Here is a 23,372-nt window from a genome sequence, read left to right as displayed (position 1 = left end):
CCCTAGGGGTATGCGGCGGCCTTTGAAAGTCGTTCGAAATCCGTGTATGGCTCCCTCAAAATCGTGGAAGGTGTGCGCTCCTGTCCGAACGGATTGCCGAGCGGATGAATCAATCTGGAAGCCATGTATCGTAAGGCCCTGGAGAATAACGAGAAGATCTTCGCCGTCGCACCCATGATGGAGTGGACGGACAGGCATTGCCGTGTTTTTCATCGGCAGTTGAGCCGCCATGCGCTTCTCTACACGGAAATGGTCGCCGCGGCCGCCGTCATTCACGGCGATCGCGAGAAGCTGCTTGGGTATTCGACGGCGGAGCATCCGATCGCCTGCCAGCTCGGCGGATCGGATCCGGCGGAACTGGGGGAGGCTTCGAAGATCGTTCGTGACTTCGGCTATGACGAGGTCAATCTGAATGTCGGCTGTCCGTCGGACAGGGTTCAGTCCGGTCGCTTCGGCGCCTGCCTGATGCGCGAGCCGGAGCTGGTCGGGGAACTTATTTCGTCGATGAAAGCCGCCTCGGATATTTCGATAACCTTGAAATGCCGCATCGGCGTCGACGATCAGGATCCTGAAGAAGCGCTGGACAAGGTCGCCGACGCGGCCGTTTCCGCAGGGGCCGATGCCATCTGGGTGCACGCCCGCAAGGCCTGGCTGAAGGGGCTGTCACCCAAGGAAAACCGCGATATTCCGCCGCTCGACTATGATCGGGTCTACCGGTTGAAAGCACGGCTGCCGGGTGTTTTCATCGGCATCAACGGCGGCATTGCCGATCTTGCGTCGGCAAAGACCCACCTTGAGCATATGGACGGCGTTATGCTCGGCCGGGCCGCCTATCACGACCCGTGGGTGCTTGCCGGCGTCGACCCTCTGGTAAAGGAGCTTCCGGCCCCGGTCTTGCGCCGTCGCGAGGCGATCGAAGCTTTCCTCCCCTACATGGCCGACAAGCTTGAGGCCGGCGTCAGGCTTACCAACATGACCAAGCATATCCTCGGGCTTTTCCATGGGGTGCCGGGTGCGCGGGCATGGCGCCGCCGCCTTACCGTCGACGCGGTGAGACCCGGTGCGGGGCTCGAAGTCGTCCACGCTGCGCTGGCGGAAATCGGCGCGGACGCGCTGGACAAGTCCGCGCCACCGCTTCAGGAAGAAGAAAACGCGGCAGCCTGATGCGGTTTTTCCTGCCTAAGGTGGCTCGCTCGGGGAGCTTTCATGGATCTTTCAACCTTTAACGGCGAGGTTGCGGGCCTCGTCGCCGCCCTGATCGCGTCGGGCGCGATCGCGGGCCTGCTCGCCGGCATGTTCGGCATCGGCGGTGGTGCCGTGCTCGTGCCGGTTCTCTACCAGTTTCTCACCGTCCTCGGCATCGACGAGAGCGTGCGCATGCATATCTCGGTCGCGACTTCGCTCGGCATCATCGTGCCGACGTCGATCCGATCGTTTCTGGCCCACAGGAAACGCGGTGCGGTCGACATGGCGCTCTGGCGAAGCTGGATCGTGCCGGTGCCCCTTGGCGTGGTTCTGGCAAGTCTTGTCGCGGCTTATGTATCGGGCGATCAGCTCAAGGGCATATTCGCCGTCATCGCGATGGTCGTTGGCCTGAAAATGATATTCAACAGAAGCAGTTGGAAGATCGGCGACGATATTCCGGGCAACCCGGTCCGCGCCGTCTGCGGCATGCTTATCGGTTTCTTCTCGACCCTTATGGGGATCGGCGGCGGTGTCATGAACAATACGTTCATGACACTCTATGGCAGGCCTATTCATCAGGCGGTCGCGACCTCTTCGGGTACGGGGGTGTTGATCTCCGTTCCCGGCGTCATCGGCCTGGCCTGGGCAGGGTGGGGCGATCCGCTGCTGCCGCCGTTTTCCGCTGGCTACGTCAATCTTCTTGGCGTCGCCCTCATCATCCCGATCACGACATTCGCCGCGCCCTTCGGCGTAAAGATCGCGCACGCGCTTTCGCGGCGCACGATGGAAATCGCCTTCGGCCTGTTTCTTCTTTCCGTCGCGGCGCGGTTTGCGTGGAGCCTTTGGGGCTGATCCGAAAGCGCGCGCGGCCCTCAAGGGGTCAGGATCAGCCTGTTGCCCTCAACTCGCCAGCTCGAAAGCCGGTCGAGCGCGGAAAGGCCCAGGAGGCTTACCTCAAGCGCGCCGTCGCGGCTGACGTAAGCGCGCGTATCGTTGAGATGGATTGTGCCGATGTCGAGTTCGTCGATTTTGACGGGTGCCACGAACGTCCTGCCGTTCGCGGTTGAAACTGGAATCGTGTAGCTCAGGCGGTCGAGGTCAAAGCCTGCGGCGCGCGCATCCTCGGCCGTGAGCGTGACGGCGGAAGCGCCCGTATCGACCAGGAAAACCGCTTCGGCTCCGTTCACCCTGGCTCGAATGCGGTAATGCCTGCCTCCGTCGCGCAGCACGACGACGGAGCCGTCCGTCTGCTCGATCGCGGTGCCGGGTACAAGGGCCGCCATCAGCCGCCTGCCCAGGATCTCGAACTCGTGGCGGAAGGTATAGCCCGTCACGAGAATAAGGCCGAGGCCGCCCCAGATGATCAGCGCGCGCAAGACTTCGCGTATGCGAGGGCCGGAGTGGAACAGCGACACCAGAAGGACGGCGAGAAGCGCGCTCAGCGCCACCATGCGCGGCCCGCTGCGGTCGAAACTGAGTGTCTCCGGATCGCTCGTATCGCCAAGCAGGTAATAGGCTACGGCGCCCAGCATCACCACCAGCAGGATCGCCAGGACAAAGGATCTGAAGGCTCTCGGGTTCATTTCAGCCGGCCTCCGGCAATGAAGAACGCCGGGCGTCAAGCTCGTCCATGATCGCCCGCCTATCCTCCTTCGAAAGCGTGCTCCACACCGCAATCTCGTCGAGCGTGCGATAGCAGCCGAGGCAAAGGCCGGATTTCCGGTCGATCTGGCAAATGTTTATGCAGGGGCTTTCGGGCACGGTCATATGGTCTGCAAGGGTGATATTACCGTTGAAGTGGTGGCTATTGCGAACCAGACAAGACCTTCACCGGCGCCGTCAATATCGTCACGGGTAACGTTATGGCGATCCCCGCCGTCGTTCCCACGATCTCCCCGATGCCACGGCCAAGTCCATTGGCTTGGGTGGACAGGTCCTCGGACCTTCGGTCGAAGCCGGTGGTGACGAGGGCATCTCGCATTTGCGGAGCGATGGCGGCTACCTGCGCGAACTTGGCGTGATTGGCGGCATCCTGGCCTTCGAGCTTGGTAAGGTCGATGATGATCGCGCCGAGTTCCGCCAATTCTTCCTCGTCTTCGTAACGGCCGACCCGCTCCTTGCCGCCTGCGATTATGCTGGAGGCCTTGAGCGCCCGATCGTCTTTCGACAACAGAATTATGAACGGCCGTTCGGGCCGCCCGACGCGCTTCAACTGAGATTTGAATACGTCGATATCGAGATCGGGCGCGGCAAGTACGATCAACCCGATCTTTTCCTGCGGCACGGGCTTTCCCGATATCTTTATCTGCCGGATCGTTTCCATCAGCACCCAGTTGCCCATGGAGTGCGCCATGATGTGGACCCTCTTGGCGCCACTTGCCAGGATATCGCGAATGGTGCGTTCAAGCCCGTCGCGAGCGGCAGTCGCACTGTTCGTATCGTAAACGTAGTCACTCAGTTCGCCGCGCGAAGCCCAGGTAAAGAGTACCGGAACGCGGTCGGTCGACGAGTCGTGATAAAATTGCGCAAAGCGAAAGAGCGCCTCCGGAAACCGCGTGTTGTATCCATGTATGAAGAGGACGACTTCGCGAGCCTGAGGCTCTCGCTTGGCCAGTTCAGCGTTGAGCACCCGGCGAAAAGCCTCTTCACCGTCAAGGTAGGAGGCCGATTTGAGCACCATGTCCTTTGCGGGATCGCCAGGAGCTTGCGCGGGCCACTCGATCTGGCCCGACTGATGCGTCGGCGGCACGGAGACGACGGCTTCCGCGTAGTTCAACTGTTGGGAACGCTCGCCATTGAAGTAGGTGCCGGGGCGTTCGTCCTTTTCGCGGGTCGTGGCAACGAGAAGCAGATGCTCGCTCGCGCCTGGTGCGTTCGTCGTGGCGATCGCGAGCGAGCCCGGGCCTGGCCGGCCGCCACACGCCGCAAGCATGAGCATCGCAAGGCATATCGCCAATGCCCGGAAAAACGGGCCGCAAGGCGGCACGATGTCAGTGAAGTAACTTGCCGAGAAACGCAAACGCAGACCCAACCTGAATGACGTTACCGGCCGGGCGGTTATTTATCGTACTCACCGGCTATCCACGGATGACGTTAACACGCTTGCGGGCGGCTGAATTATCCCGCGTAGCAGGATCGGGTCGGCATGAACCGATTCTCTCTGCGCTGTTGTTCTCACGCAACGGCCGAAAGGCCGGCCAGCGCCAGCGCCATGGCGACTTGCTGCGTCGCGCCCAAGACGTCGCCCGTATGGCCGCCGATCTTGCTCAATGCCAGCCGCTCCATGCCAAGGGTCGCGACGACCAGCCCAAGGAGGGCAAGAAGAAATCCGGTAAAGGGAACCAGGAACAGAAGCGGCAGCGAGATTGCCGCCGCCATGGCCGTTGCCCATCCCGCTGAATATCTCGAAGGTGCGCCGCAAATGCGAGCGAGTCCATCCGGGCGGGCGGGCGGCAGCTTGTGCCAGACATGGACCATCGCCGTGCGGGACGCTGCGTGGGCGGCAAGAAAGGCGAATGACGCGGTAAAAGGGCCGAACCGGTCGACAAGCGTAGCGAGAAGAATGGCCGATAGCAGAAGGCTTGAAGAAAGGGCCAGCGCGCCGAAGGCACCTGTTCGGCTGTCCTTCATGATTTCAAGCCGCCGCTCCTTCGTGGCCCCGCCGAAGAACCCGTCGGCCACGTCGGCCAGTCCGTCTTCATGCAGGGCTCCGGTTATGGCGCAAGTGACGAGGATCGCAAAAAGCGCCGTGGCCATCGTCGGCAAGGCACTGAAACTCAATACGAGCAGCAATAGGGCGCCAGGCAGCGCGATCAGCGCTCCCGCTACAGGCACGACGCGCGCGGCAATGGTGAAATCCGGCAGGCGCAGCGGATCGTCCAACCGATTGATTTTCGGCACAGGAAGGCGGGAAAAAAAGCGGACTGCCGCGGCAATTTCGGCAAGAAGGTCGGACGCTGACCAACCCATGTCGCTTGCTCTCTTGTCATCGTTGTGGAGCATTTTACCGTTCGGCCGGGTTTCGGAAGGTCTCCGACCCGGTTATAGATCGGCGCCCGCCCGCTTATCAATGCTTTGGGAGCAGGGGCTGAAATCTCGCCAAGAGGAAAGAATGTCCGTTTCGTCAAGCGCTCTACCGTTCGAAGATATCCGCAATCTCGTGCGTACCATGCCGACAGCGGACACTGGCGCCGTTGAAGCGGCACGCCTGCGCGATGCGCAACTTACGAAACCGGCGGGATCGCTCGGAAAACTTGAAGAGATCGCCGAATGGCTGGCGGCGTGGAGCGGACCCGAGTGGCCGAAAGTCAAGCGGCCCCTGGTCGCGATCTTCGCGGCCAACCATGGGGTGACTGCCAAGGGCGTTTCCGCATTCCCGGCGGACGTTACCCGCCAGATGGTCGAGAATTTTTCCGCGGGCGGCGCGGCTATCAATCAGATCTGCATCGCACACGACCTTGGCCTCAAGGTTTTCGAGCTCGCACTTGACTACCCGACGCCTGATATCACGGAAATGGATGCCTTCGACGAGGCTGGATGCGCGGCAACCATGGCGTTCGGCATGGAGGCGCTGGCCGGGGGAACGGACCTTGTTTGCATCGGCGAGATGGGAATCGGCAACACCACGGTCGCCTCCGCCCTACTCAATGCCCTTTACGGAGGTACGGCCGCGGACTGGGTCGGGCCCGGTACGGGTGTCGACGATACGGGCCTCAAGCGCAAGTGTGCGGCCGTGGAAGCGGCAGTAGCGAGGCTGGGTGGCGAGAAGGACCCGCTTGAGATCCTGCGGCGCATCGGCGGGCGAGAATTTGCCGCCATGGCGGGACTTGTCCTTGCCGCGCGCCATCAGCGCATTCCGGTCATTGTCGATGGATTCGTGACCACCGCCGCGGTCGCCGTGTTGCAGGCGATGGATCCGGGTGCGCTGGACCATTGCCTTTTTGCGCATGTTTCGGCAGAGCCGGCCCATGAGCGCGCGTTGCAGGCGATGGGAAAGCAAGCGCTTTTCGATTTCGGTATGCGATTGGGGGAGGGCACGGGTGCCGCCCTTGCGGCAGGCCTCGTCAAGGCTGCGGCGCAGGTTCACACCGGCATGGCGACGTTCGAAGCGGCAGGCGTTTCCGGCAAGTCGGAAGCCTGATTTCGGGAGATGTTCGGCGTCAGGAAGCCTGGGCTCGCACGACTTTGCGTTGCGCGGGCCGGGAAGGGCGTTGAACGAGAGGGTCTGCGCCCTCCACCGCCGGCATTGCCTGCAGGACGCGGCTTGCCGGGAACGTGACAATCGCTTCGGTGCCTTCGCGAAGCTTGGAATTCAGCTCGAACTTGCCGCCGTGCATGTTCACCAGCGCCTGGACGATCGAAAGGCCGAGGCCGGTGCCTTCCTCCGCGCTCTTGATCGAAATCGATCCCTGTCCGAAGGCTTGCATGACGATCGGGATTTCATTCTCGGGTATGCCCGGCCCGTTGTCCTTCACGGAGACATACTGGCCGCCGCCGGCCGTCCAGCCGCATTTCAGCACAACCTCGCCATTCGTCGGCGTGAATTTGACGGCATTGGAAATAAGGTTGAGCACCACCTGGCGCACCGCGCGTTCGTCCACCCAGAGTTTCGGGAGGGACGATTCGAACTTGTCGATGACCGCGATGTTCTTGTTGCGGGCGCGGATCGCCATCATGCTCTGGCATTCGTCCACGACGTCCGCTAGCGCGATCGCCTCTTCGTTGAGTTCGTATTTGCCTGCCTCGATGCGCGAAAGGTCGAGGATTTCGTTGATCAGGTTGAGCAGGTGCCCGCCTGAATTGTGAATGTCGGTCGCGTATTCCTTGTAGGTGTCGTTGCCGATCGGCCCGAGCAATTCGTTCTTCATCACCTCCGAAAAGCCGAGGATGGCGTTGAGCGGTGTCCGCAGTTCGTGGCTCATGGTGGCCAGGAAACGGGATTTGGCAAGGTTCGCTTCTTCCGCGCGCCGGCGCGATTCGTCCGAAATCGCCTTGGCCTGTTCCAGTTCGGCGATCAGGTGATCCTTTTGCGCCCGATATTCCAGCATCGTCAGCGTCGAGGTGTGAAGCTGGTTGCCGAGCATCAGGAAGAAGCCTTGCGCGCCCACCGCCATTGCCATCATGGCATAGTATAGCGGAGTCTGATGACCGAGAAACGTCAGGAGGATCGCCAGTGTGATCGGCAATGTGCCGGCAAGCAGTGCCCGCGGGATGGTCGATGACAGCATCGTCCCCATCGCGACGACGATAAGCATCGTGGCGAATTGCAGGATTTCGAAGCCGTTTTGCGCCTTTTCCGCCGGCGGCAGGAGGAAGAAACCCGCCCAGCAAAGACCATAGAGCATATCGCCGATGATCATCTGGCGCCTGATCGGTTTCAATTCCGGATCGGAGGCGTCGCTGCGCTCGAACCGGCGGCACGTGGTCAGGATCAGCGCATGCGCGATGAGGATCGAAACGAGCCATGCGCCGATGGCTACGGCATCCATCCAGAGAAATGTGATCGCCCCGACGATGATTGCAAAAAGGGGCAGGGCGACCGCCGCGCTCAGGCGGTTCTTGGCATAGATCAGCATGAGTTCGTGATCGAATGCGGGAGACGTCCCGTCGATCGAACTCAGCCGCTCGCGCGCATCGCGAACGGTACGCGCCATTTCGCGGCGCTTGATGGCGCGCTCGCGGTTTAGCGAGATTTTCTCCTCGTTGGTCCTCGTTTTCTTGAGGGACATTCGCGCTGACCGTGCTGTGGTTATCGGTTGGTTTCCGATGAAAACGACTTTGTGCCCAGCATGCTCACCAACCCTTAATAAGCGCCTCAAAGACGTGGTTAACGCGAGGTTGATTGCCGGCCGTCCGATACGGCCGATGCGCGGTCCCGTCGCATCACAAGCCGTGATATGAGGAGGGAAGGTTTCCACTTCGACGAGGAAGATATGAAGCTTTACGACACCGCCGGTGCGCCCAACCCCAGGCGCGTTCGCATATTTCTTGCGGAGAAGGGCATTCAGGTCCCCACCGAACAGGTCGACATCATGTCGAAAATGGCGAAGACCGATGCTTTCACCACCCTCAACCCCTTGCAGCGCGTGCCGGTGCTGGAACTTGACGATGGCACCGCGATCTCGGAAAGCGTGGCGATCTGCCGCTATTTCGAAGAAATGCACCCCGAACCTCCGCTTATGGGACGAAATGCGGTCGAAAAGGCGCAAGTGGAGATGTGGAACCGGCGCGCGGAATTTGGCGTGTTCGCCCCGGTCGCCTTTGCCTTCCGCCATTCGCATCCGGCGATGAGCGAGCTTGAGGTGCCCCAGGTCAGGGAATGGGCGGAGGCCAATCGCCCCAAGGTGCTTGAAGCCTTTCGGTTCTTCGATCAAGTCTTGAGTGACCGTCAGTTCCTGGCGGGCGAAATGTTCTCCATCGCGGATATCACGCTTTTGTGTGCGGTGGACTTCGCCCGCGTTCCCAAGCTCGGCATTCCCGAAGATCATGCGAACCTGAAGCGCTGGCATGCGGAGGTTTCCGCCCGGCAGAGCGCGAAAGCCTGAGCCATGGGTGGTGGGGGCGTTCGGTCGGTTGGCGAGCGGCTTTCGGGCCTTGCCGGGGAAATCGCCGGCTGCAGGCTGTGCCGGGATGCGCCGGCGGGAAAACATCCGCTTCCCCATCAGCCGCGCCCGGTCTGCGTCTTGTCCGAAACCGCACGCATCGCCGTTTGCGGGCAGGCGCCGGGCACGCGGGTGCATCAAAGCGGTCAACCCTATACGGACCCTTCCGGAGACCGGCTGCGGGGCTGGATGGGAGTAGGGCCCGAGGTCTTCTACGATCCGGCGCTTATCGCCATTGTGCCCATGGGGTTCTGCTTTCCGGGGCTCGATGCCAAGGGCGGGGATATGCCGCCGCGCCGTGAATGCCGGACAAAGTGGCACGACCGGATTTTCGAGGCGATGCCGCAAATCGAACTGAAACTCGTGATCGGCCAATATGCGATCGACTATCACCTCGCCGGCCTCAAGCGCAAAAACGTAAGGCAGACAGTCGAGGCGTGGTCCGAAATGATGGATCTTTCAAGGGCGCGGGATGGGGCTGCGGTCCTGCCGCTGCCGCATCCATCCTGGCGCAACAACAGATGGCTGACGGAAAACCCCTGGTTCGAGGGGGAAGTCGTGCCTCGCTTGCAGGCTACGGTTCGCGAAATGCTTTCGCGCCTTAAATCTGCGTAGAAAAAATTTAAGGGAAAAATTTTCTCAATCGCGCACCCAATTGACAGAGTATTGGAAAACAGCGACAACTCTATCAATAATCTTGGAAGATGAATCCCTTTTGGGGTTCGGTTCCAGTCGTGGTGGCATCCGTTGAAGCCGCCATGCAAACACCATGGACGGCTTACATGATCGACCGTATCGACCGGCGTATCCTATCCATCCTCCAGGAAGACAGCACTGTTCCCGTCGCAGAAATCGGCCGCCGGGTCGGCCTGTCGACGACGCCCTGCTGGCGGCGCATACAGAAGCTTGAGGAGGAGGGCGTCATTAAACGCCGCGTGGCCATTCTCGATGCCCGCAGCGTGAATGTGAAAGTGGCAGCCTTTATCTCGATCACCACAAGCCAGCATAATGCGGATTGGCTTGCGAAGTTCGCCGATGTGATCAGGGAATTTCCGGAAGTGGTCGAGTTCTATCGCATGGCCGGCAAGGTGGACTATCTGCTGAAGGTCGTCGTGCCGGACATCGAGGCCTATGACGCCTTCTACAAGCGGCTGATTTCCAAGATCGATATTTCCGACGTGTCGACGACCTTCGCCATGGAGGAGATCAAGAATACCAGCCAGCTTCCGCTCAACTACGTCGTGACGGAAAAAACGCGAGAGCCGGCAAAGGAATGACCCTTCGCCCCATGCGGCGGATGCCCGCCGCATGGGCTTGAAAAAATCGAGCTTATTTCTCTGCGTTCTCGATCCGGGCGATCAGGCTTGAGGTGTCCCAGCGGTTGCCGCCCATTGCCTGCACTTCGGCATAAAACTGATCGACCAGCGCGGTCACCGGCAGGCGCGCGCCCGTATCGTTCGCCGTCTTCAGGCAGATGCCAAGGTCCTTACGCATCCAGTCGACGGCGAAACCGAACTCGAACTTGCCGTCGCGCATGGTCTCCCATCGGTTTTCCATCTGCCAGGATTGGGCGGCCCCTTTGGAGATCACCTCGATCACTTTCGCGACGTCCAGATCCGCCTTCTTGGCAAAATGGATCGCCTCGGAAAGCCCCTGGACAAGCCCGGCAATGCAGATCTGGTTGACCATCTTGGTCATCTGGCCCGCACCGGACGGCCCCATCAGCCCAACCATCTTCGAATAACAGTCGATCGCGGGCTTCGCCTTGTCGAAGTCGTCCTGATCGCCGCCGACCATAACGGTAAGCTGGCCGTTTTCGGCACCTGCCTGACCGCCGGAAACCGGCGCGTCGAGGAATCCGCAGCCCTTGGCCTTGGCGGCGTCATAAAGCTCGCGGGCCACTTCCGCGCTTGCGGTCGTATTGTCGATGAAGATTGCGCCTTCCTTCATTCCGTTGAAGGCGCCGTCCGGCCCGGTCGTGACGGAGCGCAGGTCCTCGTCATTGCCGACACAGGCGAAAACGAGATCGCAGCCTTCAGCCGCCTCGCGCGGGGTGGGAGCATGCGCACCGCCGAATTCGGCGACCCATTTTTCCGCCTTGGCGCTGGTGCGGTTATAGACGGTAACGTCATGACTGCCGCGCGTTTTCAGGTGTCCGGCCATGGGATACCCCATGACGCCCAGGCCGATGAAGGCTACCTTGGCCATTGTGCTCGATCTCCCCGTGAAAGCGAATATTGGTACGTGCGATTGCGCTAGCCGTTTCTAAGCGATCAGGTTTGACCTGTCACGGGTATCGGGAGTTTCAGCCGGATCGTTTGAGCGTCAGGGCGCGATCGAGGTCGGCTATCAGGTCTTCCGCGCGCTCGATGCCTATGGAGAAGCGCAGCAGGTTTTTCGGAACGCCCGTGGCGTCGCCCTCGATGGTGTATCTGTGTTCGACCAGGCTTTCGACACCGCCAAGCGATGTGGCGCGTTTTATCAGTTCAAGGTTCCCGGCGACCTTCAGCGCTTCCTCCGCGCCTCCCTTCACGAGAACGGAAACGAGATAGCCGAAGCCTCCCGTCATCTGTTTCTTCGCAAGTTCGTGGCCGGGGTGGGAGGGAAGGCCGGGGTAAAGCACTTTCTCGACGGCGGGATGCCCATCCAGGTGTTCGGCGATTGCTTCGGCATTCGCGCACATGCGCTCAAGCCGCAAGGCGAGCGTCCTCATTCCCCGCAGCAGGAGATAGGCCTCGAACGGGCCCATCACCGCGCCCGCGTCGTGACGTTCTTCGCGGATGAACGTCCATATTTCGGAATTCGCATCCCGCGTGGAGACCAATCCGCCAAGCGCGTCGGAATGGCCGTTCAGCGCCTTCGTGGCGGAATGGACGACGAGATCGGCGCCAAGGTTCAGCGGTTTCATAAGGAGCGGTGTGGCTGCCGTGGCATCCACGGCAAGGGCGGCGCCGGTTTCCTGGCAGATTTCTGCCGTTTTCGCGATGTCGGCGATCTGCAGTGCCGGATTGGCCGGGACCTCGATAAATACGAGATCCGGTCCGGCTTCGCGCACGACGTCGCAAAAACCCTCCGCCTCGCTCGCGTCGGCTTCGATAAGGGCAATGCCTGCATGCGCGCAGTGCTTTCTGAGCCAGGCGGTCGTGCCCCAGTAGATGTGCGACTGGACGACGATGGAGCGTCCCGGTTTCACCGCGCGCATGATTGCGGCAATTGCGGCCATCCCGCTTGAAAAAAGCCGCGCATCGGCAGCGTTCTCGAGTTTCGCGACGAGGCTTTCGATCTGCCGGTAGAGGTCGTTATCGTCGCGGCTGTAGAGGTGTTTTTCGCTCGTGAGCGAATAGTCCTTGTCGCGAACGAACGTGGTCGCGGGAGATATCGGCGGCACCACGGCGCCCGTTGCGGGATCGACGCCGCCTCCGGCATGAGCAAGTATCGTGTCGGCGTGAAAAGGCTTCTCGGCCATTGGAAACTCCGCGAATGCTATCGCTTGAGATGGCGCGTCAGACGGGCTTCGATCCGGTCCCAGACGCGGCGCAGCGCTTCGACCATCACGAGATAGAGGATCGCGGCCCAGATATACGCCTGGAAATCGTAAGAACGGGAGAAAGCGCGCCGTGTTTCGCCCATCAAATCGTAAATTGTGATGATGGACGCAATGGCCGAGCCCTTGATCATCAGCACGACTTCGTTGCCATAAGGCCTGAGGGCGACGATGAGCGCCTGAGGCAGAATGATCTTCCAGAAGGTGACGGGCTTGGAAAGGCCGAGCGCTGAAGCTGCCTCCCATTGGCCGCGTGCGACGTTCTGAATGGAGCCGCGCAGGATTTCTGCCTGGTAGGCGGAGGTGTTAAGGGAAAAGGCGAAAACTGCGCAATACCAGGGATCCCGGAAGAACCACCAGATCCCGATATCGGAGAAGAAATCGCGGAAAGAGCCTGCGCCGTAGTACACCAGAAAGGCTTGCGCGATCAGGGGAGTGCCGCGAAAGAAATAGACGAAACCATAGGCGATGCCACCGAGGATGCGCGAACTGGACAGGCGCATTGCGGCTATCGGGAGCGAAAGGATCGCGCCGATCGCTAGCGACAAGCCAACCAGTTCGATGGTGACAATGAAGCCCGAGACGAACTTCATGCCGTATCTGTCCATGAACTCCGGATTGAAGTCCCGGATCATGTAGGACAGAAGCCCGGCGCCCGCCAAGGCCCAGAGAACCATGAGTACGTGGCCCAATATCCTCTCGTTCGACCAGCGCCGTGGAGGAGGTGCGGGCGCAGTGAGCTGCGGTCTTGCCGTTTCGACTTGCTCTGTCATCGGCGCACCTCGCCGCGGCTGCTCCAGGCTTCGATCCGCGTGATGCCGATGGATGAGATCATGGCAAGGACGAGATAGATCAGGCAGGCGACACCGAAGAACAGGAAGGGTTCCTTCTCCACGCGCGCGGCAATGCCTGCTTGTCGGACGAGGTCGGACAGGCCGATGACGGAAACCAGTGCTGTGTCCTTCAGAAGAATGAGCCAGAGGTTGCCGAGGGCCGGCAGGGCGAGCCGTATGAGCTGCGGCAAAATTATGAGCCGCAGCGTCTGAACGCGGCGCAGGCCCAAGGCATAGCCGCCTTCATATTGTCCAAGGCTGATGCCGCGAAAAGCGGAAAGGAAAGCCTCGGAAGCATAGGAGGAAAAAACGAAAGACAGCGCGACCATTCCCGCGACGAAGGAATTCACTTCAACCTGGGCATCGGGAAAGAGAAAGCTGATCAACTGTTGCAGGACGATCTGCCCGCCGTAATAGACGAGAAAGAGCGTCAGAAGTTCGGGTAGTCCTCGAAAGATCGTCGTATAGATGTTCGCCGCCGCGCGAAGGCTGGGCTCTTCGGATTTTTTTGCGAGTGCCAGCAGGAAGCCGAGTGTCAATCCGAAGGGAAGCGTTGCGATCGCCAAAGTGATCGTGACCAGGACGCCACTGGCGATTTCATCGCCCCAGCCATTGGGGCCGAAAGATACGAGGGTGAGGATTTCATCCATCAGCAAAGCGCCCCGGCGACGGCACGGCGGGAAACCCGCCGTGCTGCATTTGTGTCAAGGATTGCAGCGAAAAATCAGCCGCCGTAGACGTCGAACTCGAAGTACTTGTCGTTGATCTGCTTGTAGGTGCCGTTCTCGCGGATCGCCTTGATCGCCGCGTTGAACATTTCCTGGAGATCGGTTTCACCCTTGCGGATCGCGATGCCGGCACCTTCGCCGTTGATGACGGGGTCCGGCGTCAGCGTGCCGAGGATGCGGCAGCAGGCACCGTCGGAGGAATCGATCCATTCCGACAGAACGACGACGTCGTCGATCGCCGCGTCGATACGGCCGGATTCAAGGTCGAGCTTGTACTCGTCCGGCGTGGGATAGAGGCGAAGGTCCGCGTCAGGGAATTTCGCTTCGGCGTAGTTCGAGTGCGTCGTGGACGACTGGGCGCCGAGCGCGATGCCGGCAAGGTCTTCCGCGGTCACGCCCTTGAGATCGGAATCCTTCGGCACGGCGATTGCCGGCGGCGTGTTGTAGTACTTGTTGGTGAAGTCCACCTTCTCCTTGCGCTCGTCGGTGATCGACATGGACGCGATGATCGCGTCGAACTTGCCGGCCTGAAGGGCTGGAATGATGCCGTCCCAATCCTGCGTGATGAACTCGCACTCGACGCCCATCTCGTCGCAAAGCGCCTTGGCGATATCGATGTCGAAACCGACGAGCTGACCATCCGACGTCAGGTTGTTGAACGGAGGATAGGCGCCTTCGGTGCCGATGCGGACTTTCGACCAGTCCTTTGCTTCGGCTCCACCGACGGCAGCGAGAATGACCGCGGCAGCCGCCGCCCAACGCATGAATTTCATGAGGATGTCCCCTGCTTATGTTGTTATCGAAAGGCCGTTGTCGTGGCCTTTTCAAGCAGTCGGCATACTCCCATCAAAAAACCGCATGTTTCAACTGCTTTGCGGCGATTTTCCCATAAAGTCGGCAAGTTCACGTTACGTAATAATCTTCAGGCTCGAAATGATTGGCGATATTTTCGGCATTAATAATACAAAAAAGCGTGTTTCAGCGCGCAAAAAGCCCCATCTCGGTGAAGGGCATGAAATTCACGAATTCGCCGTGATCGATGCTCGTCGTCTCTTCGGGAATCTCGATCAGCCCGTCCGCCTCTCGCAGGCCGGTGATAAGCCCGGAGCCGTCGCGCTCGAACTTGCGCGCAACGGTCACGCCTTTCGTGTCGGTCGCGAGAATGCCTCTGTAAAATTCACGCCGGTCCGGCTTTTTCTTCGCGATCTCGAAATCCGCCGGCATCTGATACCGGCGCGGCTCGGTGAATTCTCCGCCGCCCAGAACCGTGAGTACGGGGCGGGCATAAAGCAGGAAGCAGACCATGGCGGCGACCGGGTTTCCCGGCAGGCCGAGCATCACGCAATCGCCGATCTGGCCGAAATTCATGGGCCGGCCCGGCTTGATGGCGAGTTGCCAGACGTGGCGTTTGCCGAGCGTATCGAGCGCCGTAACGAGATGATCCTCTTCGCCGCGCGAAGCGCCGCCGGTCGTGATGATCGCGTCATGCGATTTCGCCGCGTCGGCAAGCGTTTCATGTACGATTTCGGCCTTGTCCGGCAGAACGCCGCAATCGGTGACGGTCGCACCGACCGTTTCAAGTAGCGAGCGAAGCAGGAAGTGGTTGCTGTCGTAAACGCCGCCTTCTGGCAGGGGATCTCCGGGCCTGCGGATTTCGTCGCCGGTGGAGACGAGGGCGACCTTCACCGGGCTCCAGACCTTGACCTCCGCCTTGCCGGTGGAGGCGATGGCGGCGATATCCTGCGGGCGCAACTTCGCGCCCGATGCGAGGATGAGTGCGCCTTCCTCGACATCCTCTCCGGTCTTGCGCCGGTTCGCCCCGGGCTTCAGCCCCGGCGGGATGACGATGAAGCGCAACCCGTCCTGTTCGTGCGTCTCGCAATCTTCCTGCATGGCGATCGTATCGAGACCTTCGGGCATAACCGCGCCTGTGAAGATGCGAACCGCGCCACCTGCCGGAACGGGATCGGGTGCCGGGTGACCGGCGGCGACACGCGCGACGACAGGGAAGAAGCCGCCGGTCGCCTCGAAATCGCGGCTTGCAAAGGCGTATCCGTCAACCGCGGCGTTGTCATGGGCCGGCACGTTGCGTGGCGCGTGGATATCTTCCGCCAGAAGGCGCCCGTGCGCGGCCTCCAGCGGAACGGCTTCCCCGGACACGACGCGCGAGACGCGTTCTTTCAGGATCGCCAGCGCATCGGCGTGTTTCAGCCGGTCCTTGTCGTGCAAAAAGCAATCGTCGATGAGCCGCCTATTCCGCTGCATGGCGTCGGCCCAGTCCGCATTGGTCGAGGATAAAATCGGCGATCGTCGAGACGTCGTTAAGATCGAAGGTCGGCAAGTCCGTGTCCGGAATGGGGAAATCGGCGGCAATCGCCTTTATCTGCGGATCGTCGTCGGCGAGCGCCTGGCCTTTTCGTCCGTCTTTCCGGCGCGTCTCGATCTTGGGATGGCTTTCACGCTTGTAGCCTTCGATGAGGATCAGGTCGCAAGGAGCGAGCCGGGCGAGGATATCTTCGAAGGGAGGTTCCTCCTCGTCGCGAAGTTCGTGCATGAGCGCCCACCTTCGACCGGAAACAAGGGCGACTTCCGTAGCGCCCGCCTCACGATGGCGGTAACTGTCGGTGCCTTCATGGTCGATGTCGAAGGCGTGATGCGCATGCTTGACCGTGGATACCCTGAACCCGCGCCCGGTTATTTCGCGCACCAGACGCTGGACCAGCGTCGTCTTGCCGGAGTTCTTCCATCCCGTCACGCCGAAAACCGGCGGCAGCTTCGTCATGCGGCTTTCCCTCGATAAAGTGCCTCTGCGGTTTCAAGCTCTTCCGGCGTGTTGATATTGAAGAACGGGTCGAATGTCGCGGCATCGGACCTTGCCGCTTCGAAATGGGCGCTGCGATTCGGATGACGGTCGACGAAGGCGAGAACCTTGCGGGTGTCGCCGTTTTCAAGGAAATCCCTGAGGTCACTCGCAACGGAAACCGGCCAGAGGCCGAAAACGGGGTGCGTTCCCTCATCCGAGCGTGCGAGCACGATTTCGCCCGGGGACAGGCCCGAGGATAAAAGCCTGGCGACCAGATCCTCGGGGAAAAACGGGGTGTCGCCTGCTACCGAGACGACGAACTCTGCGTCAGGTTCGTTCGCTTTCGCCCATTCGAGGCCGGCCAGAACGCCGGCGAGGGGGCCTGCGAACCCTTCGATCGGGTCTGCCGCGACCGGCAAACCGAAATCGGAAAAGCGCGCCGGATCGCCGTTGGCGTTCAGCATGACGCAGCGGACCTGAGGGCTCAGGCGCTCGATCACATGCGCAAGCATCGGCCTGCCGGAAAGCTTCTTCAGCGTTTTGTCGCCGCCCCCCATGCGGCGCGCAAGACCGCCGGCAAGCACGCAGCCGGCGACGTTTTGGGCAAGAGCGGTCATGCGTCCTGATCCTCCCGCGCGCCCTTGCGGCGGTGTTCGGGTGCTTCGTCCTCGGTCTGAGACATGTCGAGATCGAAGACGATTCGCTTATCGCCCGAAAGCGCCACGAAACGTTTTCCCCGCGCCCGGCCGATCAGCGTCATTCCGATCTGGCGGGCGAGATCCACACCCCAGGCGGTAAAGCCGGAGCGCGAGACGAGGATGGGAATGCCCATCATCGCAGTCTTGATCACCATTTCGGAGGTCAGGCGGCCGGTCGTATAGAAAATCTTGTCGTCCGGCGAAACGCCGTTCAGCCACATCCAGCCGGCGATCTTGTCCACGGCATTGTGGCGGCCGACATCTTCCATATAAACGAGCGGGCGGTCCTCCTGGCAAAGCACGCAGCCGTGGATCGCGCCGGCGGAAAGATATAGCGAAGGCGCGGTGTTGATCTTCTTCGTAAGTCCGTAAAGCCAGGATGTCTTGATTTCCGCACCGGATTCGAACCTGATTTCGTCGAACCTGTCCATGACGTCGCCGAAGACAGTGCCTTGCGCGCAGCCGGAAGTGCGCACCTTCTTCTTCATTTTTTCTTCGTAGTTCGTTTCGCGCTCGGTGCGGACGACGACGATCTCGAGATCGTCGTCGTAGTCGATTCCGGTTACGATATCGTCCGTGCGCAGCATGTTCTGGTTGACGAGATAGCCGACGGCGAGAAGGTCCGGATGGTCGCCGATGGTCATCATCGTGACGATTTCCTGCGAATTCAGGTAAAGCGTCAACGGACGCTCCGTCACCACGCGCGTATCGACGGGCCGGCCATCCTGATCGATACCCTGAACGGCTGTCGACAACCTTTCGTCATCCGGGTCCGGGCGCACGATGAATTCACCGTCAGCCGGTTCGAAAAGCTTCGCCGTCTTCTGGCGTCCGCCCACGCGAAATCCTCCGAAACGTCATTGTTTACCGGAAGGTATGGCGTTCGCGGGGGTGCAGGCAAGTGCGGGGATTACGATTTGCGTGAAGCGGACAGCCGGGGCGCAAGCCGCGACAGGCCCAAAAGGCCGAGACCGGCGAGCAATCCCCAGAACGCGCCTGAGACGCCGAAGAAACTTGTTCCCGAGGCCGTGACCAGGAAAGTGACGATGGCCGCTTCGCGCATATCCTCGTCCTTCAGTGCCGCCGAGGTAGCGGCGGCAAGGGAGCCGAGCAGGGCAAGGCCCGCCACCGCCTCGATGAGAATTGGCGGGGCCGCGGTGGCAAGGCTTGTGGCTATCCCCGCCAACAGGCCGAAAAGGCAGTAGAAAATGCCGGCGAATATCACCGCCCAGTACCGGCGCTTCGGGTCGGGGTCGGCATCGGGATTTGCGCAAAGGGCGGCGGTGATCGCGGCCAGATTGACCGCATGGCCGCCGAAAGGCGCGGATAAAAACGAGAATATCCCTGTCGACCAGAAGAGGCGCTGGGCCGCGGGGCGATATCCATTGGCGTTCAGGACGGCCATGCCGGGGATATTTTGCGAGGCCATGGTGACGACGAAGAGCGGTAAGGCGATGCCGATGGCGGCATCCAGCGAAAACACCGGCGAAATCAAAAAGGGTTCGGGCGAGAGTATCGTGCTGTCGAGCTTCGCGCCGTCGGTGGTCATGACGATCAAAACCGCGGCGATAACCACCGCGACGGGAATGGCCATCAGCCGGTTTATGCGCGAAACCACGAGCCAGACGAGGATGACGGGAAGCGCCAATTGCGGAACGTTTGCAAGGGCTTCCACCGGCGCAAGGCAGAGGCCCAGCAGCACCCCGGCGAGCATTGCGTTGGCGAGCGGGGCGGGGAGTGCCGAAACGGCCCGCCCGAACGGCCTGAAGAGCCCTGATGCGACGATGAGGACCGCGCAAAGGATGAAGGCACCGACGGCGGCGGGAAAGCCGCTCGCAGGTGCCGCGGCGGTGGCAAGCAGGGCGGCGCCGGGCGTGGACCATGCAACCGAGATCGGCATTTTGTGCCATAAACTCAAGACGATACCGCCAAGGCCCATGGAAATGGAAAGCGCCATGAGGCCGGAGGCCGCCTGTTCGGGCGAGGCGCCGACGGACGTCAGCCCCTGAAGGACGACGGCGAATGAACTGGCGAAGCCGACGACGGCGGCAAGCAGGCCGGCGGAGAAGGTGGGCCAGCTCGGATGGCGGGGATTACCCGACACGGCGGCGGGGATATCATGCTGCATCGAAAGCTCCCGAAGTGCCGTTTCGAGGATGCGTCGAGGAGAATTCCGAATGCGGCGAAAAAGGTGATTTCGGCGCGAAACAGAATTCCAAAAGGTGAATTCGGCGCTGGGGGAGCGAACCGCCTCGAGCGGGAGGTATTTTTGCGAGCAAGCCACTCGACCCGGCACCGTCATGGTGATATACAATCACATATTGGATCCAATGTACATATGGATGATGTGAATGCCTGATCAGAGAGCCGAAGGCGAGGATAAACCGGATGAGGCGGACCGGGGAAAACTGGAAAACGTGCTCCTGAAGGTGGTGCAAGGCGCCATACGCCCGCGTACGGCGACGGCCTATCTTGAGGAAAGCCTGAGATCAGCGATCGTTTCAGGAGATATCCCCGGCGGAACGGCGCTGCGCCAGGAGGCGGTGGCGGAGGTTTTCGGCGTCAGCCGGATGCCGGTGCGCGAGGCGATCCGCCAGCTTGAAGCGCAAGGGCTGGTCGAGTTTCAGCCGCACAAGGGCGCGGTCGTCGCCGCGATTTCGGCGCAGGATGCCGCCGACAACTGGGCGATCCGCAAGGCGCTGGAATGCGCGGCACTGGAATATTCAATCCCCGGCCTTCGGGAAGAGGATATTCTTCGGGCTGAGGAGGGAATTGCGGAGATGGACAGCGAGACGGATTTCTCGCGCCTCGGGCTCCTGAACCGCCGTTTTCACATGACGCTTTATTCAAGAGCGGAATTTCCGGGAATGCTTCAACTGATCGAAAAGCACCTGATCGCGTCCGACCGCTATATCCGCTTCCAGCTTGCCGCACTCGGACGGGACAAGATGGCCCAGGACGACCACCGCGCGATACTGGCCGCAGCAAGAGAAGGGGATGCGGCGGGTGCGTGCCGACTGCTGGCAAGCCACATCGAAGATGCAGGCCGGCGGCTAGTGGAGCGAATTCGACATTTGAGTTCCGTGCGCGGCCAGGCTGATGCTCAAATGTCAAATTCAAAGGCTCCACTAGAATAATAAAGTTGCTGGTGATCCCTTTGATCCCGACATTTGCTCGGGCGAATGCTGCAGGGGGGAGGCAAATGTCGGAACCGGATCACTCGTGGCGTGGCTGAGGACGCGGGAGGGACATCTCTGATTGAGGAGAGAATTCACGAATTCGCGAATGCCTGACGATGGTTTGCGTCACAATGTTGGGAAAATGGTAACCCGTTACTCTAACCGCGGTTGCAATCAGGTTCGGACGGCGATATCGACGAGAACCCTTATCTAGTGTCGTGGAATCCGAATTCAATGAACTCCCAAGAAAACGTTTCTCTGGCAAAAAAATTTCTTTTAAAGACAACTTCTGTTCGATTTCCTTATTTTCTATTTATTCCGAAGAATGGCTGCTCGTATATCAAAAACAGTTTATTGTTGGAGCGCGATAAACGAGTAGGAATAGAAAATCTCGATTTGCAGGATGTGCACAGGGAGGCGGCCCGGCACTTATCACTAAAGCATGTGGAATACCGCGACTTCCTTAGCGAGCAGCCGCCCGTTCCCGTTGTGATACGAAACCCCTATGAGCGCCTGGCCTCGGCATTCCTCCAGAAGTTTGTTACTTCCTCGAAAAACACGCCTGTAGTGCGGAAAATGGAAGCACTGATCGGGATGTCCATTCCCGATGTGACTTTTTCCGGATTTGTCGAGAAATACGCAGATATCATGATGGAAGGGCGTGCGTCGGAGATCGATCCGCATTTCCTGCCGCAAAGCTATTTTCTCGATGGTATTTCCAATCCGGTGATTTTCGATCTGGAGGAAGTGGACGAGGCGCTTCGTTTGGTGGAAAGCCAACCCGTCAAAGATCCGGTGCGAACGCATTCGGTGCGTGAGCGGCTGAATAACAACAGTGCGCAATTCGAAGGGGCATTGCAGGATATTCCACATTTGACGGTGCGAGAACTGCACAAAAACCTGCGTGAAGGCGTGCGGTTTAGTTACAATGATCTTTTCGACCGCGAGAGTTACGAACGCTTGAAAGAGGTCTTCGACGCCGACCTCATCTTGAGCACTCTCCGGCAGACGCCACATACCAAACCTCAAAGCACTGCCAATATGCAGAACTCCAGGCGGGGTGCTGTGCTTGCCAACATTATTGGCGCGCCGGGCCATGTGACCGCCAAAACGCTTCTCAAACAAATGGCGGCCCTGGAGAAGAGCGCCTACAGGCGCGAAGCGCTGGAAAAAGGTGCTGCTTTCATTAAAAGCTCCCAAAAACCTCTCGCGACCAGAAGCGAGCGGTTGATTTGGAACCGGTGTCAGCGGTTGGCCCTGTCTCTGACAGGCGATCGCGTGGATTTGGGGGTCTCAAGGGAAGGCTTTGGCGAGGGGGACGACACGCTATGGACATCCATAGAGCTCCTTGAGGCGACTATCAATCGTACCGAATATTCGATTCCCGCACAGCTTCATCAGGAATTGACGAATTATACCATCGCTCCGGTTTTCCTTGTGGCCGCCTATCTGTTGGATCCTTCGCGCTACCGAGACGCTCTTCTGGAACGGGTAATGCGAAGCATTGGATCGGGGCCACGCTTCCAGCGCATCAAAACGGCCGAGGCGCAGAGCCTGATCCAGTTGTTGAGCCTGATAGGTAATCGTACCGTGCTCAGCGAAAACACGGCTTTGCTGGGTCTGCAGTATCTGCTTGGCGCGAAACTTGATGCACGTATACGTGACTCGGGTTTTTTCGCGACGCTGGTAGATCAAGCGCTTTCAGCCGAGGGCTATCAGTCGATAAAATTGATAGAGAGGGTGGAATCTGCCGTGGCAGAATCCGGCGGGCGTGTGGTTTCGTCCTTGTTATTGGCTCGTGGCTACCATTCTTATCTCAATGGCGCCCGGAAAGACGCCGCAGGCTATTTCCAAAAGGCAAATGAACGCGCCAATGAACGTGACGAGGTTTTCTTCCATTTCAACAACGGCGTGCGCACCTTTTATCCAGCCTCACAGGAGGCAATGGAGGCGGGTTCCTTCCTTAAGCAATACACGCCCGTGGTTACCAGTGCGAAGGATCGCAATGCTGAGGATCGCACTTATGTGCTGACGGTGGGCGCGGATGACGGCTATTTCAGCAAGTTTTTCCTGCCCTATATCGACGCCATTGCCGAGCAGGCCACCGCCCTTGCCGAGAATGAAAGGCTGGTCGTGTCGTGCATTTGCGCGGACCCTTCGGCGGACTCCGTAAAGATGATGGAAGAGATCGGGGAGGTTGCGGCATCGCTTCCCGGGCGGGTGGAATTTGACCTTGGCTATCTGCCTCTTCCCGATGATTTCAAGACGAAAAGCTTCTACACGTGCCTCCGATTTATCGCGCTCCCGCGCTTGTCGCGGATATTCGGTACGGCCCGTACGACGGTTATGACAACGGATATCGATATTCGGTGTAAAGACATCGTCGACACGTTCCGCATGCTGTCGAACTATGACATCGGAGTGAGGCTTGCCGGTAATCCCGATTGGCAAGGCGCGGACATCGTCCGGGGCCGTCCATGGATGATAAATGCGCAGATGGTGTGTTTCTCCGGCGAGGCCCTGTCACTGGTCGCAGAGGATTTTGCAGGAGACATCATCTCGAAATTCCCATCCGAACGGGACCTTTGGATGGTCGATCAATCCTGCCTGCGAATGGCAGTCGACAGAGCCGTCGAGAGAATTCCGGCAACCCACGGGCATAAGCCCCGCGTTCGCAACCTGATGCGTGGCCTTAATGTGCTGGAAAGTAGTGGTTGGGACAAAGATGCCTTTGCCGAAAAATATTCGAGCATTTCACTCGATCATATTGCCAAAAAGCTCGCTGCAGCGGGATAGGTATC

The 23,372-nt window shown here is 60.0% G+C and carries 23 protein-coding genes; 8 read left to right on the top strand and 15 right to left on the bottom strand.

Features of this window, described 5'->3' with window-relative positions; genetic code table 11:
- Positions 1-123 precede the first annotated feature (123 nt).
- Both dusA and GR183_RS21090 read left to right on the top strand, forming a co-directional pair.
- Positions 124-1,164, top strand: a complete 1,041-nt coding sequence (gene dusA / locus GR183_RS21095) for a tRNA dihydrouridine(20/20a) synthase DusA (protein ID WP_160777656.1) — start codon at positions 124-126, stop codon at positions 1,162-1,164.
- Between the two features lie 42 nt (positions 1,165-1,206).
- The gene (locus tag GR183_RS21090) at positions 1,207-2,037 is read left to right on the top strand and encodes a sulfite exporter TauE/SafE family protein (protein ID WP_160777655.1); all 831 of its coding nucleotides are present in this window, start codon (positions 1,207-1,209) and stop codon (positions 2,035-2,037) included.
- Between the two features lie 20 nt (positions 2,038-2,057).
- Here the strand turns inward: GR183_RS21090 and GR183_RS21085 are convergent, their stop codons facing one another.
- From GR183_RS21085 to cobS, 4 genes are all read right to left on the bottom strand, one after another.
- Positions 2,058-2,768: a retropepsin-like aspartic protease family protein gene (locus GR183_RS21085; RefSeq protein ID WP_160777654.1), complete on the bottom strand. Its 711-nt coding sequence runs from the start codon at positions 2,766-2,768 to the stop codon at positions 2,058-2,060.
- Between the two features lies 1 nt (position 2,769).
- Positions 2,770-2,952, bottom strand: coding sequence for a DUF1289 domain-containing protein (locus tag GR183_RS21080; protein ID WP_160777653.1), 183 nt, complete (start codon positions 2,950-2,952; stop codon positions 2,770-2,772).
- 37 nt (positions 2,953-2,989) lie between these two features.
- Positions 2,990-4,123 (bottom strand): alpha/beta hydrolase, encoded by a 1,134-nt coding sequence (locus tag GR183_RS21075; RefSeq protein WP_160777652.1) that lies wholly within the window; start codon positions 4,121-4,123, stop codon positions 2,990-2,992.
- Between the two features lie 236 nt (positions 4,124-4,359).
- Positions 4,360-5,154 (bottom strand): adenosylcobinamide-GDP ribazoletransferase, encoded by a 795-nt coding sequence (gene cobS / locus GR183_RS21070; protein WP_160777651.1) that lies wholly within the window; start codon positions 5,152-5,154, stop codon positions 4,360-4,362.
- Between the two features lie 142 nt (positions 5,155-5,296).
- Here cobS and cobT point away from each other — a divergent pair, with 142 nt between their 5' ends.
- A complete protein-coding gene (cobT, locus tag GR183_RS21065) occupies positions 5,297-6,325 on the top strand; it encodes a nicotinate-nucleotide--dimethylbenzimidazole phosphoribosyltransferase (protein ID WP_160777650.1) in 1,029 nt (342 codons plus the stop codon).
- A 19-nt stretch (positions 6,326-6,344) separates the two neighbouring features.
- Here cobT and GR183_RS21060 read toward each other — a convergent pair whose 3' ends face one another.
- The gene (locus tag GR183_RS21060; RefSeq protein WP_160777649.1) at positions 6,345-7,913 is read right to left on the bottom strand and encodes a sensor histidine kinase; all 1,569 of its coding nucleotides are present in this window, start codon (positions 7,911-7,913) and stop codon (positions 6,345-6,347) included.
- Positions 7,914-8,081: 168 nt separating this feature from the next.
- Here GR183_RS21060 and GR183_RS21055 point away from each other — a divergent pair, with 168 nt between their 5' ends.
- The 3 genes from GR183_RS21055 to GR183_RS21045 all read left to right on the top strand — a co-directional run bounded on the left by GR183_RS21055 (position 8,082) and on the right by GR183_RS21045 (position 10,063).
- Positions 8,082-8,729: a glutathione S-transferase family protein gene (locus GR183_RS21055; RefSeq protein ID WP_312846872.1), complete on the top strand. Its 648-nt coding sequence runs from the start codon at positions 8,082-8,084 to the stop codon at positions 8,727-8,729.
- Positions 8,730-8,732: 3 nt separating this feature from the next.
- The gene (locus GR183_RS21050; protein WP_160777648.1) at positions 8,733-9,401 is read left to right on the top strand and encodes a uracil-DNA glycosylase family protein; all 669 of its coding nucleotides are present in this window, start codon (positions 8,733-8,735) and stop codon (positions 9,399-9,401) included.
- Between the two features lie 170 nt (positions 9,402-9,571).
- Positions 9,572-10,063, top strand: coding sequence for an Lrp/AsnC family transcriptional regulator (locus tag GR183_RS21045; protein ID WP_512700734.1), 492 nt, complete (start codon positions 9,572-9,574; stop codon positions 10,061-10,063).
- A gap of 52 nt (positions 10,064-10,115) precedes the next feature.
- On the opposite strand, the gene GR183_RS21040 is transcribed toward GR183_RS21045, so the two are convergent.
- The 10 genes from GR183_RS21040 to GR183_RS20995 form a co-directional block, all read right to left on the bottom strand.
- Positions 10,116-10,994: an NAD(P)-dependent oxidoreductase gene (locus GR183_RS21040; protein ID WP_160777646.1), complete on the bottom strand. Its 879-nt coding sequence runs from the start codon at positions 10,992-10,994 to the stop codon at positions 10,116-10,118.
- Positions 10,995-11,091: 97 nt separating this feature from the next.
- Positions 11,092-12,252, bottom strand: a complete 1,161-nt coding sequence (locus tag GR183_RS21035; RefSeq protein WP_160777645.1) for a trans-sulfuration enzyme family protein — start codon at positions 12,250-12,252, stop codon at positions 11,092-11,094.
- A 17-nt stretch (positions 12,253-12,269) separates the two neighbouring features.
- Positions 12,270-13,103, bottom strand: a complete 834-nt coding sequence (locus GR183_RS21030) for an ABC transporter permease (RefSeq protein WP_160777644.1) — start codon at positions 13,101-13,103, stop codon at positions 12,270-12,272.
- Positions 13,100-13,813, bottom strand: coding sequence for an ABC transporter permease (locus GR183_RS21025; protein WP_160777643.1), 714 nt, complete (start codon positions 13,811-13,813; stop codon positions 13,100-13,102). The genes GR183_RS21030 and GR183_RS21025 overlap by 4 nt, the downstream gene beginning before the upstream one ends.
- 74 nt (positions 13,814-13,887) lie before the next feature.
- A complete protein-coding gene (locus tag GR183_RS21020; RefSeq protein WP_160777642.1) occupies positions 13,888-14,664 on the bottom strand; it encodes an ABC transporter substrate-binding protein in 777 nt (258 codons plus the stop codon).
- Between the two features lie 205 nt (positions 14,665-14,869).
- On the bottom strand, positions 14,870-16,156 hold the full coding sequence (locus GR183_RS21015; RefSeq protein ID WP_160777641.1) for a molybdopterin molybdotransferase MoeA: 1,287 nt from the start codon (positions 16,154-16,156) through the stop codon (positions 14,870-14,872).
- Positions 16,143-16,673 (bottom strand): molybdopterin-guanine dinucleotide biosynthesis protein B, encoded by a 531-nt coding sequence (gene mobB / locus GR183_RS21010; protein WP_160777640.1) that lies wholly within the window; start codon positions 16,671-16,673, stop codon positions 16,143-16,145. The genes GR183_RS21015 and mobB overlap by 14 nt, the downstream gene beginning before the upstream one ends.
- Positions 16,670-17,311, bottom strand: coding sequence for a molybdenum cofactor guanylyltransferase MobA (gene mobA / locus GR183_RS21005; RefSeq protein ID WP_160777639.1), 642 nt, complete (start codon positions 17,309-17,311; stop codon positions 16,670-16,672). Before mobA ends, mobB begins: the two co-directional genes overlap by 4 nt.
- Positions 17,308-18,231, bottom strand: coding sequence for a formate dehydrogenase accessory sulfurtransferase FdhD (gene fdhD / locus GR183_RS21000; protein WP_312846871.1), 924 nt, complete (start codon positions 18,229-18,231; stop codon positions 17,308-17,310). The genes mobA and fdhD overlap by 4 nt, the downstream gene beginning before the upstream one ends.
- A gap of 71 nt (positions 18,232-18,302) precedes the next feature.
- Positions 18,303-19,520 (bottom strand): benzoate/H(+) symporter BenE family transporter, encoded by a 1,218-nt coding sequence (locus tag GR183_RS20995; RefSeq protein WP_160777638.1) that lies wholly within the window; start codon positions 19,518-19,520, stop codon positions 18,303-18,305.
- 223 nt (positions 19,521-19,743) lie between these two features.
- Here GR183_RS20995 and GR183_RS20990 point away from each other — a divergent pair, with 223 nt between their 5' ends.
- Together GR183_RS20990 and GR183_RS20985 are read left to right on the top strand one after the other, a co-directional pair.
- A complete protein-coding gene (locus GR183_RS20990) occupies positions 19,744-20,529 on the top strand; it encodes a GntR family transcriptional regulator (protein WP_160777637.1) in 786 nt (261 codons plus the stop codon).
- Between the two features lie 276 nt (positions 20,530-20,805).
- Positions 20,806-23,367 (top strand): sulfotransferase family 2 domain-containing protein, encoded by a 2,562-nt coding sequence (locus GR183_RS20985; RefSeq protein WP_160777636.1) that lies wholly within the window; start codon positions 20,806-20,808, stop codon positions 23,365-23,367.
- Positions 23,368-23,372: the final 5 nt, after the last annotated feature.

Origin of the sequence: Stappia sediminis (assembly GCF_009826895.1) — a bacterium.
Classification (GTDB): Bacteria; Pseudomonadota; Alphaproteobacteria; order Rhizobiales; family Stappiaceae; genus Hongsoonwoonella; species Hongsoonwoonella sediminis.
The sequence above is the reverse complement of the archived record's forward strand: the minus strand, read 5'-3'. Positions and strand labels throughout refer to the sequence as shown.